The organism is Mesorhizobium sp. M0626 (genome assembly GCF_040320665.1).
Classification (GTDB): domain Bacteria; phylum Pseudomonadota; class Alphaproteobacteria; order Rhizobiales; family Rhizobiaceae; genus Mesorhizobium.
Genome location: NZ_JAMYQD010000001.1, coordinates 292,847 through 304,083, shown reverse-complemented (window position 1 = coordinate 304,083; position 11,237 = coordinate 292,847). Strand labels below are relative to the sequence as shown.

Here is an 11,237-nt window from a genome sequence, read left to right as displayed (position 1 = left end):
AACTAAAGCGCGTCGCCGACGCGCTTTAGGCAGGCTCGAAGACAATGACGCGCCGATCCGGATCGGCCGAAACAAGCCTTAGCGTCAGGCCATCGCCCTGCCTGAACCCAGAGGCCTTCACATTCGCAACGACAGGCATGTCCGAGAGCTGAACGCGCACACGCTGATCACCGACGTCGGTGACGACGGCCTTGAATGTTTCACCCATGCGCCCCCTCAGCATCACCGCCTCGGCAAGGTCGATGGCCGCGTGGTTGATCTGCGAGGCGCGGGCGCCTGCGCGGCCCATCACCTTCGGCAGTCTGGAAAACGCCTCGGTAACGGCTTGCGGCACCGGCTGGCCGTTGACGATGGCCAGCACGCAGCGCACGACATAGCGATCGGCCAGCCGCCTCAGGGGCGCGGTGGCGTGGGCATAGGTCGCGGCCATCGCCTCGTGCCAGGGGACAACGCCTTCTTCATAGGGTTGGTAGGACGCACCGGAGCCGGCGCGGCGGATTTCCAGCATCAGCGCTGCCTGGTGCATGTTGGTCGGATCGAGGGTTCGCTGATAGTCGGACAGGCTGGTCGAAGGAGGCCAGGACAGGCCTAAGGCCCGTGCCGCGCTGCGCAGTCTTTGTACTTTGGAAGCATCGGGCGGCGCCATCACCCGGAACAAGCCGGTCCGGTGTGCCAGCATGGCGTCGGCAATCGCCATGTTGGCGGCCAGCGAAAGTGCTGCGTTGTCTTGCTCGGATTGCAGCAGCGGTCTGAACGCAAGCTGGAACGTGCCATCGGCAAGCTGTTCCACCTCCTGCTCGGGCGGGTCGACGCGCGAAGCGCCGCGACGGTCTTCGGCCGCCGCCATGCGTCGCGCGATTTCGGCGAAGCCGACTGGGACGTCGGCGGCCTGCACGCTGTCATAGGCGAGCTTGGCGCGGCTTTGAATGATTGCCCGCTCCGCGCCATCCAGCCTTACCGCTCCGTCGTCGACGATCCGGACCGTGAAGATGACAGCCGGACGCGGACCGCTGGGCAGCAAGCTCGCGGCGCCCTCGGCAAGCACCCGGGGATAGAGCCCGGCCTTGCCGTCCGGCAAATACAGGGTTTCGCCCCGCGCCCAGGCTTCGCGATCCACCGCGTCGCCGTCCGCGACGAACCAGGCTACGTCGGCAATCGCATAGTGCAACAGAAGGTCGCTACCGCTCGCTTCGATCGAAAACGCTTGGTCAAGATCGGTGGAAGCCGCGGGATCGAGCGTCACGAAGGGCATCGCCGTGCGGTCGGCATGCTGGTCGGGCACGCGCCTGGCCGCCGTCTGTGCCATGGCCATTACATCAGGGGGAAATGCCTCCGGCACATGGAACTCGGTGCGGATTTTCGCGAGGCCGGTAGCGAGTGCCTGCGAGGGATCGTTCAACGATTTCATGGCGCCGTCCTACACCGGCGTTGCGGGCACGGGAAGGTGGTTTTGCCGGCAGTTGGCCGACCATGGGCAGGCATGAGCGCGGAACGGAAGTTGACCGCCAGCGCTGGAACCGTCGCCGGAGCGCAACGTTTCTTCCTCTGTCAGCAAAGGAGGTGCCGATATGCCTGCAACCTCAAAAGCACAGCAAAAGGCCGCTGGAGCAGCCCTGTCGGCCAAGCGCGGCGAGACCAGGAAGAGCGAACTTCAAGGCGCGTCGAAGTCGATGTACAATTCGATGAGCGAAAAACAGCTCGAGGAATTCGCAGAGACCAAGCGCAAAGGCCTGCCGGAGAAGAAATCGGCAGACTGAAACCTTGAACCGAGTCGATAAACAAAGCCCGTGGCCGAAACCACGGGCTTCTTCGGTTCAGGCCAAGCCCGAAACCCCTGACGTCACCAGCAGCGCTTCACCTTGTAGCGGATGACCTTCTTGTGGCCATGCCGCCAGATGACCTTCTTCTTCACCACGACATGGCAGGTCTGACGATGCTTGTGGCCCTGCCAATGCTTGGCCATCGCTGGCTCGGGCACGGCGATCGACATCGTCCCGGCCAGGACGGCTGCACCGACCAACGAGAGGAAAAACTTCTTCATGCGACTTCGGGCTCCTTTGGCTCCAGTCCCTTCCTAAATGCCGTCGGCGCAACAACCTCCCGCCGCATCCGGCACGGCACTCAACGCCAAAGACGTGATATGGTTGCCGGGCCCAGCGCCAGCGACGCGCTTGACTCTGCTCAAATCTCCGTTTAACGAGCGCACCAACACCGGGCCGCAATGCCCGGTTGTTTCTTTTGCATGGCAAGCCCGGGAAAGCAGGTTTATCGTTTCCTGGGTTTTGTCTAGACTGACGTGTCCCGTGGGTTTTCCGCCGCGTTGCGTGGGAAAACCCTGTCAGGCCTCGAAAACGGAGGCCAGAGGAGGGCGCGTTTCCTTCACCCGGACCATGAGGTTCCGGGTGGTTTGTTTTGAAAGGGAATGCGATGAGCAAGCGCGAATCCGCGAAGTACAAGATCGACCGCCGTCTCGGCGAAAACATCTGGGGCCGCCCGAAGTCCCCGGTCAACAAGCGTGAATACGGCCCCGGCCAGCACGGCCAGCGCCGCAAGGGCAAGCTTTCCGATTTCGGCCTGCAGCTGCGCGCCAAGCAGAAGCTGAAGGGTCACTATGGTGATGTCTCCGAAAAGCAGTTCCGCAAAGTCTATGAAGAGGCTGATCGCCGCAAGGGCGACACCTCCGAGAACCTGATCGGCCTGCTCGAGTCGCGTCTCGACGCGGTCGTCTACCGCTCCAAGTTCGTGCCCACCATTTTCGCGGCTCGCCAGTTCGTCAACCACGGCCACGTCAACGTCAACGGCAAGCGCGTCAACATCGGCTCGTACCGTTGCAAGCCGGGCGACGTCGTCGAAGTGCGCGAAAAGTCGAAGCAGCTGGTCATCGTGCTGGAAGCGGTCGGCCTCGCCGAGCGCGACGTGCCGGACTATATCGAAGTCGATCACAACAAGATGGTCGCGACCTTCTCGCGCATCCCCGGCCTGGCCGACGTACCGTTCGCCGTGCAGATGGAGCCGAACCTGGTCGTCGAATTCTATTCGCGCTAAGCGATCGCTTTCTGCGATACCGGAAAGGGCCGCCCGTCGAGGCGGCCTTTTCTTTGTCGGCCATGTCCGCTAATCCGGCACTCTCGGCTATGGAAAGCGACAAGCCATGAACATGCTGGCAGACATCGAAACAGTTGAACCGATTGCTGAAGGCGGCTTCCACCCGCTGTTTGCCGACGTGCCGTCTTCGGTCGAGTTCAACAAACTGCGTAAGCGGCTGTTGCGGTTGACCCGCCAGGCGATCGACGATTTCGCCATGGCGAGGCCCGGCGACCGCTGGCTGGTGGCCTTGTCCGGCGGCAAGGATTCCTACGGCCTGCTGGCCGTGCTGCTCGATCTCAAATGGCGCGGGCTGCTGCCGGTCGAGCTGCTGGCCTGCAATCTCGACCAGGGCCAGCCGAATTTCCCGAAGCACATTTTGCCCGATTACCTCGATGCGCATCGCATTCCCCATCGCATCGAGTATCAGGACACCTATTCGGTGGTCACCGACAAGCTGCCTCAGGGCAGCACCTACTGTTCGCTGTGCTCGCGGCTGCGGCGCGGCCATCTCTATCGCATCGCGCGCGAGGAGGGCTGTTCGGCGCTGGTCCTCGGCCACCACCGCGAGGACATTCTCGAAACCTTCTTCATGAATCTATTTCATGGCGGCCGCCTTGCCGCCATGCCGCCAAAGCTGCTCAATGACGACGGCGACGTCATGGTGCTGCGGCCGCTGAGTTACTGCGCCGAGGTCGATCTGGAGAAATTCGCCGCCGCGATGAAATTCCCGATCATTCCCTGCGATCTCTGCGGCAGCCAGGAAGGCCTGCAGCGCAACGCCATGAAGGCGATGCTGGACGACATGGAAAAGCGCATGCCGGGCCGCAAGGACACGATGCTGCGCGCGCTGTCCAACACCAGGCCCTCGCATCTGCTCGACAGAAAGCTGTTCGACTTTGCCGCCCTCAATGGCAGCCTCAGCACAGGACAAGACATTTCCGATGATATTTGACGACCAAGCGATCGACTGGCTGGCCGAGCTTCTCGCCGATGCAGCCAGGGCCGAAATCATGCCGCGCTTCCGCCGGCTGGGTGAGGGCGACATCAGGCAGAAGACCTCGGCCGCCGATCTGGTGACCGAGGCCGACATCAACGCCGAGCGGCTGATCACGGCCAGGCTGCGCGAGCGCTATCCCACGGCGATGATCGTCGGCGAGGAAGCCTGTTCCGACAATCCGGCGCTGCTTCAGGGGCTCGGTGATGCCGACCTCGCCTTCGTCGTCGACCCGGTCGACGGCACCTTCAACTTCGCCTCCGGCGTGCCGCTCTTCGGCGTCATGCTGAGCGTCGTCGTCAAGGGCGAAACCGTCGCCGGTATCATCCATGACCCCGTAGGCCGGGACTGGCTGATCGGCGCCAAGGGCGCCGGCAGCCATATCCGCCATGCGCATGGCGCGCTGGAGACGGTGCATGTCGCCGATGCCGTGCCGATCTCGCAGATGACCGGCTCCGTCTCCTGGCAATATCTGGCGGAACCGCAACGCTCGCTCTTGGCGCGCAACCAGACCAAGACCCTATCGCAGTTCGGCTATCGCTGCGCGGCACATGAATACCGTCTTCTGGCCAGCGGCCATGCCCATTTCGTCGTCTACAACAAACTGATGCCGTGGGACCATCTGGTCGGTGTGCTGATCCACGCCGAGGCCGGCGGCTACACCGCGCGGATCGACGGCAGCGCCTATCTGCCCTCGCATATCGACGGCGGCATTCTTGTCGCCCCGGACAAGGAAAGCTGGCAGGAGTTGCGCAGGGAACTCTGGGCGCAATAATCGGTCCAACTGCTGGTAGAGGCTTTCGTCAAGTATATTGGCTCTGTTATAGTGTCCAATCTCTCGCGAAGTCGGAAGCTGCGAAATGAAACATCGGTCCGCAATTGTTGCAACGGCGCTTGCACTTGCCTTGGCCGCCGCTGGCGCCACTGAGGCAAGATCGCAGGAACGCGCGTGCGGCAGTCGCGATCCCGTCGATACCATAGACGAGATGTTTTCCGCGATCTTTGCCTGTTGGCAGCCGCCGCCTGGAAGTGCTGGCATGACCCTGACGCTGAGTTTCTCAATTCGCAAAAACGGCACGCTGATGGGCAAACCGCGCGCCACTTTCTCCCATATGGGAGATGATGCCTCGCTCAACCGGGTCTTTGTGTCATCCGTGCTCGAAGCTCTCGACAAGGCTCTGCCGATGCCTCTTTCGGACAGCATGGGTGGCGCCATCGCAGGGCGCCCGCTGTTCCCTCGTTTCACGGCAGTGATTGGCGGCGCATCCTGAAACGCGTCGCTTGAAGGTGGCTGCGGTCTGAGACAAATAAAACTCGTAGCGCAGAACAGTTGCTCAATGCAGGTCGGTGACGTGCCCTGAAATGGGTGGGTTGTGCGGCTGGAACATCTTGCCGCGCTCGGCGATCAGGATCATCAGCAGGGCCGCGACCGAGACGCTGCAGAAGCCGGCGGCAAGCGGCGTCACCGTGCCGTTGAAGGCCTGGCCGATCAGCGTGCCGAGGATGCCGCCGAGAAAAGTCTGCATGAAGCCCAGGATGGACGACGCGGTGCCCGCCAGTTGGCCGAGCGGCTCCATCGCGAGCGCGTTGAAATTGGCGCCGAGCGCGCCGAACGGGAGCATCGCGCTGGCGAAGAAGGTGATGAACAGCCAGAGTGGCATCTTCATTTGAAGCGAAACGGTGAGCCAGGCAAGGCTGATCACCAGGAACAACAGCAGTGCGCTCTGCGACAGGCGGCGCATGCCGATGCGGCCGACCAGGCGCGAGTTGAGGTAGTTCGAAAAAGCGAGAACGCCGGCGACACCCGCGAAGATGACAGGAAACAATTCGCCGACATGAAAAATGTCGACATAGATCTGCTGTGCGGAGGCGATGAAGCCGAACATGGCGGCGAAAATGAAGGTGCTGGCAAAGGCGTAGCAAAGCGCCATGCGGTTGGTGAGCACGATGCGGAAACCACCGACGACGGATGAGACTGTCAGCGGCCGGCGGTACTCCGGATGCAGCGTCTCCGGCAGCCGCAGCAGCGACCACGCCGACACGATCAGCGCTCCGACGGCCATGGTGACGAAGATCCAGTGCCATGTTGCGAACAGCATGATGAACTGGCCGATCCCAGGCGCGATCACCGGGATGGCCATGAACACCATGAAGATCAGAGACATCACCTCGGCCATGCGCCGACCGTCGAACGTGTCGCGCACGATCGAGACGGCGATGACGCGGGTCGCCGCCGCACCGATGCCTTGCACCAGCCGGCACAGCAGTAGGACGGCGAATGACGGGGCGATGGCGGCAGCTGCCGCCGCCACGACATAAATCGCCAGCCCGGCAACGAGCGGCGCGCGGCGCCCGAACCGGTCCGAGATCGGTCCGAAGAAAAGCTGTCCGCCACCGAAGCCCAATATATAGGCGGTGATCACATACTGGCGGTGGTTTTCATTCTCAACGCCAAGCGTGGCGCCGATTTGCTGCAGTGCCGGCAGCATGATGTCGATGGCCAGCGAGTTCAACGCCATCAGTGCCGCGCACAGCGCGATGAATTCCCAGCGCGGAATAGGCAATTTGCGTGCCTGTTGCGGCGCTTTTGCTGGCTGGTCCACGGCGGGTCCGATCTTCAAAACGAATATGCGCCGGCATGCCGGCGCATAACTTCGTCCTCACTCCGATAGGGGGAGGTAACATTTTGCCGGGGCGGGGCTGCCCCGTCTCAACTCAGAATCAGGCTGTCGCTTTGACGCTGACGCCCTTGTCGACGAGCAACGTCTGCAGCTCGCCCGCCTGGAACATTTCGCGGATGATGTCGCAGCCGCCGACGAATTCGCCCTTGACGTAAAGCTGCGGGATCGTCGGCCAGTTCGAATATTCCTTGATGCCTTGGCGCAGTTCGGCCGAGGTCAGCACGTCGACGCCCTTATAGTCGGCTCCGATGTAATCGAGGATCTGGACGACCTGGCCGGAAAAGCCGCACTGCGGAAAACCGGGCGTGCCCTTCATGAAAAGGACGACGTCGTTGCCCTTCACTTCGCTGTCGATGTAGTCGTTGATGCCGCTCATGAGATATCCTTTCACGCCTGTGGGAGTCAGGCTCGAAGCATAGCCATCAAATAAACCCATAGATGGGCCGAAACAAGATGTTTGCGCCGCCGTCGCGGAAATGGCGCAAAGGATCGCCTGTCTTGGGCCAAGCATCCGACCCGATTGCAGCCTTCGGAACATGATGAGAAGACGATATGGCGCCGCCCTTCCGATCGCCATCCTGCTGGCGGCGATTGCCGTTGTGTGGTGGCCGAGACGCCCGGAGCCGCCGCCGCTGGTCATTGGCGGTGACCTGCCCGCGCCTTGCCGGAATGTCGCCTTCGAGGCGGTGACCTATGTCGTCTGCGAGATCGATCTTCGCGCCGACAGCATCGGTGTTTTCCACGCCGGCGCCGATGGCAAGCCTTTTGGTTCGCTCGAAGCCTTCGACAAGGCGGTTGCGGGCGAGGGGAGGCCGGTGCTGCTCGCCATGAATGGCGGCATGTATCACGAGGATTTGTCGCCGGTCGGCCTGCTGGTCGAGAACGGCAGCGAAAAGTCGCCGCTCAACCTTGCCGATAGCGAAGGTAATTTCTTCCTGAAGCCGAACGGCGTCTTTCTGGTCGGCAAGGACGGCAAGGCGGCTGTCATGGAAAGCAACGCCTATGCCGCCGCCAAACCCGATGTCGCCTTCGCCACGCAGTCGGGCCCGATGCTGGTGATCGATGGCCAGATTCATCCACGCTTCGAGCCGAACGGAACCTCGCGCTACGTCCGCAACGGCGTCGGCGTGCGCGATGAAAACACCGTTTTGCTGGCGATCTCGCGGTCTGAGGTAAGTTTCGGCAGCTTTGCGCGGCTGTTTCGCGACGCGCTACAATGCCGCAACGCGCTGTTCCTCGACGGCGCGGTCTCCGCGCTGTCGGATGGCGACAGGATGATTGTCGGCGGAAGATATCCGGCAGGGCCGATCATTGCCGTGTTGGCAAGCCAGCCGCCGACGCGCTAGGCCAGTCTGGCTTCAGTCCGGCACGCTGGTCTGCAGGGCCAGCGCGTGCAGCACGCCGCCCATATTGCCCTTCAGCGCATCATAGACCATTTGGTGCTGCTGGACGCGGCTCTTTCCGCGGAAGCTTTCGGCCACCACTTCGGCTGCATAGTGATCGCCGTCACCGGCGAGGTCGCGGATCGTCACCTTGGCGTCCGGAATGCCGTCCTTGATCAGTTTTTCGATGTCGTGGGCATCCATTGCCATGGCAAAATCCTGTTCTGGGCGGCTAGGCACGAGTGACTCGGACGGCAGCCTAAAGCCTTTCTGGTCCGGGTTGAAGCCGTTCTGTCGGCGACGCAGTGTCTAAGGGCCATCCTGCCGCGGGTGAACCACACCATCTTCGGTAATGTCGTCGCGGGTCGAGAACCCCCGGCCAAGGCTGAACACCAGGACATAGAGCGGGATGTTGAGCGCCAGGTTGATAATCGGGAGATAGCTGGTCATCTGCCACAAGGGCGAAAAGAATGGTTGGCCATAGCCGTCGCAGATCAGCGATGACCCGTATTCCCACAGCGCGCCGGTAATGACCGCAATGGCAAAGAGCTTGATGCAGGTGGCGACATGCCTTGCGCGCGCCGGGTTCGGCAAAAGGCGGCTCCACAGCACCAGGCAGACGATGGGGATCGCATAGATCAGACTTTGCAAGGCCAGCATCTGCAGTGTGCCATTGGCCGCCTCAATGAACTGGTCACGCCTTTCCAGCAGCGGACAGACCTCGCTCGAGGTCGTCGACAGCAGGAAAAAGACGAACGGCCCGAGGAACCAGAAGAAGAACAGCGACGGCCAGAAGACGACTGCGATCAGCGTCCGGGCTGCCAGGCTGGTCAAATGGACTTGTCCATGAAGTTCGGGAACCAGCCTTCGTGGGCGGCGGTCAATTCGCTGACCGGGATCGCCCTGGCATCGCCGAGCTTCAGTTCGTTTCCACCGGTCGAGCCGATCCATGGCGCAAAGATGCCGAGCCTGCTCTGTTCCTCGCGGATGGCGTCCCATTCCTTGCTCTGCGGATCGACGGACAGCGTCAGGAGGTAGCGGCCCTGGTCTTCGCCGAACCAGACCGGGATCGGGTCGGTGCCGGCGAGCCCCGGAATTGTGGCGCCGATGCCGGACGCCGTCGCCATCTCGGCCAGGGCCACCGCAAGGCCGCCATCGGAAAGGTCATGCGCCGCGGTGACGACACCCGACGCGATCAGCGCGCGCACGTGGTCGCCGACGCGCTTTTCATGGGCGAGGTCGACGGATGGCGGCGGCCCGTCGGTACGGCCATGGATGTCCCTGAAATAGGCGGACTGGCCGAGATGGCTGCCCCAGCTTGCGGGTGCGCCGACCAGCAGGATCATCTGGCCCTCGGCGGCAAAGCCGATACGGGTCATCTTCGACCAGTCGGCAATCAGCCCGACGCCGCCGATGGTCGGCGTCGGCAGGATGCCCTGGCCGTTGGTTTCATTGTAGAGCGAGACATTGCCCGACACGATCGGGAAGCCGAGCGCGCGGCAGGCATCGCCAATGCCTTTCACCGCGCCGACCAGTTGGCCCATGATCTCGGGCCGTTCCGGATTGCCGAAATTGAGGTTGTCCGTCGCCGCCAGCGGCAGCGCGCCGGTGGCGGTAAGGTTGCGCCAGCATTCGGCCACCGCCTGCTTGCCGCCTTCATACGGGTCGGCCTCGCAATAGCGCGGCGTCACGTCGGAGGAGAAGGCGAGCGCCTTGGTCGGATGGCCTTCGACGCGCACCACGCCGGCGTCGCCGCCCGGAAGCTGCAGCGAATTGCCCTGGATCAGCGTGTCGTATTGCTCCCACACCCATCGCCGCGACGACAGGTCCGGCCCGCCGAGCAGTTTCAGCAGCGCGTCGGCGACATCGGCCTTCGGCGCATCGCCGGCGGCAAGCGCCGCAGGTTTCTTCGGCTCGACCCAGGGGCGGTCGTATTCCGGCGCCTTGTCGCCAAGGTCCTTGATCGGCAGGTTGGCGACCTCGTCGCCCTGGTGAATGACGCGGAAGCGCAGATCGTCGGTGGTCTTGCCGACAATGGCGAAGTCGAGGCCCCATTTGTGGAAGATCGCCTCGGCTTCCTTTTCCTTCTCGGGGCGCAGCACCATCAGCATGCGCTCCTGGCTCTCCGACAGCATCATCTCATAGGCGCTCATGCGCTCTTCGCGCACCGGCACCTGGTCGAGGTGAAGCTCGATGCCGAGGTCGCCCTTGGCACCCATCTCGACCGCCGAACAGGTGAGGCCGGCCGCACCCATGTCCTGGATGGCGATGACGGCGCCGGACGCCATCAGCTCAAGGCAGGCTTCGAGCAGGCATTTTTCCGTGAAGGGATCGCCGACCTGCACGGTCGGGCGCTTCTCGTCGATCTTGTCGTCGAACTCGGCCGAGGCCATCGTGGCGCCGCCGACGCCGTCGCGGCCGGTCTTGGCGCCGAGATAGACGACCGGCAGGCCGACGCCCTTGGCTTCCGACAGGAAGATCGCATCTGTCTTGGCGAGGCCGGCGGCAAAGGCGTTGACCAGGATGTTGCCGTTGTAGCGGGCGTCGAAATTGACCTCGCCGCCGACGGTCGGCACGCCAAAGGCGTTGCCGTATCCTCCGACGCCGGAAACCACGCCGCTGACCAGGTGCCTGGTCTTGGGATGGTCCGGTGCGCCGAAGCGCAAAGCGTTCATCGCCGCAATCGGCCGCGCGCCCATGGTGAAGACGTCGCGCAATATGCCGCCGACGCCGGTCGCCGCACCCTGGTAGGGCTCGATGTAGGAGGGATGGTTGTGGCTCTCCATCTTGAAGACGACGCAGTCGCCGTCGCCGATATCGACCACGCCGGCGTTCTCGCCCGGACCCTGGATGACCTGCGGCCCGGTGGTCGGCAGCGTGCGCAGCCATTTCTTCGAGGATTTGTAGGAGCAGTGCTCATTCCACATCGCCGAGAAGATGCCGAGTTCGGTAAAGCTCGGTTCGCGCCCGACCAGGTCGAGGATGCGCTGGTATTCGTCGGGCTTCAGCCCATGCGCGGCGATGAGTTCCGGGGTGATCGGCACGGAATTGGAAATGGTCATGGGCGGCGATTGATGTCCATGGGAGAGGGGA

13 protein-coding genes are annotated in these 11,237 nt (G+C 62.9%); 6 read left to right on the top strand and 7 right to left on the bottom strand.

Going from position 1 to position 11,237, the window contains the following annotated elements; all coding sequences use genetic code 11:
* Positions 1–25: 25 nt before the first annotated feature.
* The gene (locus NKI37_RS01610; protein ID WP_023669110.1) at positions 26–1,408 is read right to left on the bottom strand and encodes an RNB domain-containing ribonuclease; all 1,383 of its coding nucleotides are present in this window, start codon (positions 1,406–1,408) and stop codon (positions 26–28) included.
* Between the two features lie 160 nt (positions 1,409–1,568).
* Between NKI37_RS01610 and NKI37_RS01605 the strand changes: the two genes are divergently transcribed.
* Positions 1,569–1,757, top strand: a complete 189-nt coding sequence (locus tag NKI37_RS01605; protein WP_023684876.1) for a DUF3008 family protein — start codon at positions 1,569–1,571, stop codon at positions 1,755–1,757.
* A gap of 83 nt (positions 1,758–1,840) precedes the next feature.
* Here the strand turns inward: NKI37_RS01605 and NKI37_RS01600 are convergent, their stop codons facing one another.
* A complete protein-coding gene (locus NKI37_RS01600) occupies positions 1,841–2,041 on the bottom strand; it encodes a hypothetical protein (protein WP_023690200.1) in 201 nt (66 codons plus the stop codon).
* A 386-nt stretch (positions 2,042–2,427) separates the two neighbouring features.
* On the opposite strand from NKI37_RS01600, the gene rpsD reads away from it, so the two are divergent.
* From rpsD to NKI37_RS31910, 4 genes are all read left to right on the top strand, one after another.
* Positions 2,428–3,045: a 30S ribosomal protein S4 gene (gene rpsD, locus NKI37_RS01595; RefSeq protein WP_023669107.1), complete on the top strand. Its 618-nt coding sequence runs from the start codon at positions 2,428–2,430 to the stop codon at positions 3,043–3,045.
* Between the two features lie 106 nt (positions 3,046–3,151).
* On the top strand, positions 3,152–4,039 hold the full coding sequence (gene ttcA / locus NKI37_RS01590) for a tRNA 2-thiocytidine(32) synthetase TtcA (protein WP_352788278.1): 888 nt from the start codon (positions 3,152–3,154) through the stop codon (positions 4,037–4,039).
* Positions 4,029–4,856 (top strand): inositol monophosphatase family protein, encoded by an 828-nt coding sequence (locus NKI37_RS01585; protein ID WP_023684879.1) that lies wholly within the window; start codon positions 4,029–4,031, stop codon positions 4,854–4,856. The genes ttcA and NKI37_RS01585 overlap by 11 nt, the downstream gene beginning before the upstream one ends.
* Before the next feature lie 85 nt (positions 4,857–4,941).
* Complete coding sequence (locus NKI37_RS31910) at positions 4,942–5,352, top strand: UCP034077 family protein (RefSeq protein ID WP_023669104.1); 411 nt, start codon at positions 4,942–4,944, stop codon at positions 5,350–5,352.
* 63 nt (positions 5,353–5,415) lie between these two features.
* On the opposite strand, the gene NKI37_RS01575 is transcribed toward NKI37_RS31910, so the two are convergent.
* Together NKI37_RS01575 and grxD are read right to left on the bottom strand one after the other, a co-directional pair.
* Complete coding sequence (locus tag NKI37_RS01575) at positions 5,416–6,684, bottom strand: multidrug effflux MFS transporter (RefSeq protein WP_023684881.1); 1,269 nt, start codon at positions 6,682–6,684, stop codon at positions 5,416–5,418.
* Between the two features lie 118 nt (positions 6,685–6,802).
* Positions 6,803–7,138 (bottom strand): Grx4 family monothiol glutaredoxin, encoded by a 336-nt coding sequence (gene grxD / locus NKI37_RS01570; RefSeq protein ID WP_023669102.1) that lies wholly within the window; start codon positions 7,136–7,138, stop codon positions 6,803–6,805.
* 160 nt (positions 7,139–7,298) lie between these two features.
* Here grxD and NKI37_RS01565 point away from each other — a divergent pair, with 160 nt between their 5' ends.
* Complete coding sequence (locus NKI37_RS01565) at positions 7,299–8,108, top strand: phosphodiester glycosidase family protein (protein ID WP_023739391.1); 810 nt, start codon at positions 7,299–7,301, stop codon at positions 8,106–8,108.
* Between the two features lie 12 nt (positions 8,109–8,120).
* Here NKI37_RS01565 and NKI37_RS01560 read toward each other — a convergent pair whose 3' ends face one another.
* The 3 genes from NKI37_RS01560 to purL all read right to left on the bottom strand — a co-directional run bounded on the left by NKI37_RS01560 (position 8,121) and on the right by purL (position 11,206).
* The gene (locus NKI37_RS01560) at positions 8,121–8,354 is read right to left on the bottom strand and encodes a BolA/IbaG family iron-sulfur metabolism protein (RefSeq protein WP_010909092.1); all 234 of its coding nucleotides are present in this window, start codon (positions 8,352–8,354) and stop codon (positions 8,121–8,123) included.
* A gap of 99 nt (positions 8,355–8,453) precedes the next feature.
* A complete protein-coding gene (locus NKI37_RS01555; protein ID WP_023669100.1) occupies positions 8,454–8,978 on the bottom strand; it encodes a hypothetical protein in 525 nt (174 codons plus the stop codon).
* Positions 8,975–11,206, bottom strand: coding sequence for a phosphoribosylformylglycinamidine synthase subunit PurL (purL, locus tag NKI37_RS01550; RefSeq protein WP_023829948.1), 2,232 nt, complete (start codon positions 11,204–11,206; stop codon positions 8,975–8,977). The genes NKI37_RS01555 and purL overlap by 4 nt, the downstream gene beginning before the upstream one ends.
* Positions 11,207–11,237 lie beyond the last annotated feature (31 nt).